The sequence below is a fragment of the Spirillospora sp. NPDC046719 genome (assembly GCF_040645715.1).
GTDB lineage: Bacteria > Actinomycetota > Actinomycetes > Streptosporangiales > Streptosporangiaceae > Spirillospora.
On record NZ_JBEYYT010000942.1, the window covers coordinates 1 to 1086 of the forward strand.

Below are 1086 nucleotides of genomic sequence, written 5' to 3' on the forward strand. Positions count from 1 at the left end.
TTAGATGCAAGTTGCTTATTGAAAAAAGAGATAAATCTTATTTTAATAATACTGAATCTGTAAAATAGGCGCTGCTTTACTACAGCTTCAACTTTAATCTTGGGCATTGGTTACCTCCTCGTTCGTTTCAGGAACTACTGTTCCCTTTTCACTAGATTGCTTGTCCTTGTCAAAGATAGCTGTAGAAACTTCTTCCTTTTTGATTTTTTCCATTTCAGCTTGGACATCTGGAATAACAGAAATGACACTCAAAGCAGTCTCTTGGCTTGTAATTCCCATAAGAATATTAGCAGTCTCGGCTTGCTCTTTAATATCTTTAGGCTCATTACGTGTAAAGGTGTACTCAATATCTTTCCAAGCATCTTTGTTTGAAACGTTCGTACTTAACTCACAATATAGTTTGTATCGACTATTCAAAGAAGATTGGAACTTACGTTGAAATGACAAAGCTAGGTTACTCATTGCTTGAAGCTTGTAAGCTAACGAGACACCACTTGATGACCCGAAAGATTCATCAGAGATATTCGCAACCATTGTTGTTTGGAAGATTAATTTAGTCAATCTGTCCAATAGATTTTCCGTTTGAGAATCACTATCCGGCTTTTCTAAGAATTTAACATCTACATTTTTCGCTTCGGAACTCTCGCCATAATAATTAATAACACGGTTACTACGAATGTTTTTCAAGTCCTCTTCTTCAACTGCAGCACCTAAGAATGCCAAGTACTGATCGCTGAAATAATCAACATCATTTGCTTTTTCACTAATTGCTTTGTTAAAAGCGTTGACTAATGAAATAACAGATTCAAAGATACTCATCCGTTCTTCGTTGAAATAGAACTCTACAACTGGCAAATCTGGATATGGGTTGTAAGTCTTTTCTCCAAAACTAATCTCATCATTTTCTCCGCTGATTTTAATAGTTTCAAGTAGAGTATAAACTTCTCCATGAAGTTTTTTGTCCTCGTCAACACCATATCTCACGGCAAATAAAGGCTCTTGTTTGACTGTATCGTCATAGACCATAAACATATTTTCTGGACTATTATAAACAACATTAGTTTGTGTCTCTTCGTCTTGATACAA

General features: G+C 35.4%; 1 protein-coding gene. It reads right to left on the minus strand.

Annotated features, from left to right (window positions below):
• Positions 1–93 precede the first annotated feature (93 nt).
• On the minus strand, positions 94–1086 hold a 993-nt coding region (locus ABZ914_RS51740; protein WP_500201865.1), incomplete at its 5' end, for a phage portal protein.